Origin of the sequence: Methylobacterium sp. J-026, assembly GCF_022829585.1 — a bacterium.
Classification (GTDB): domain Bacteria; phylum Pseudomonadota; class Alphaproteobacteria; order Rhizobiales; family Beijerinckiaceae; genus Methylobacterium.
Window position 1 is genome coordinate 1 of the sequence record NZ_JAKSYC010000224.1, and the last position, 338, is coordinate 338.

The 338-nt window shown below is 64.8% G+C and carries 1 protein-coding gene; it reads right to left on the reverse strand.

All coding sequences use genetic code 11. The features are described 5' to 3' along the window. The coding region (locus MKK69_RS19560) for a molybdopterin-dependent oxidoreductase (protein WP_243970572.1) at positions 1 to 338 on the reverse strand (338 nt) is incomplete at both ends.

The window sequence follows — 338 nt, forward strand, 5'->3', positions numbered from 1 at the left end:
CGAGTCCTTCTTGCTCTCGCCACCGCCCGACTGCTTGGCCATGTTCGGGTTGGCATTGCCGGCAGGCGCCTCCTCTTGCGAACCGCTGTCATCTGTGGCGCCGTCGTCCTCACCATCGTTATCGCCACGCAGGGGCATGGTGTGGGCGCAGTGGAACATGACGAAGCGCGCATCGGGCCTCAGCTTGGCGCGGGTCAAAAGGTCGGCGAGGGGAATCCCGGTCCACTTGCAGATGGCATTCCAGCACTCGACGCAATCGTGTCGGGTGATCTGGGGGCGCGCGGGAAGCGTGCGGATCTCGGCCAGCGTCAGTCTGAAGGCGTGCAGGTCGAGATACG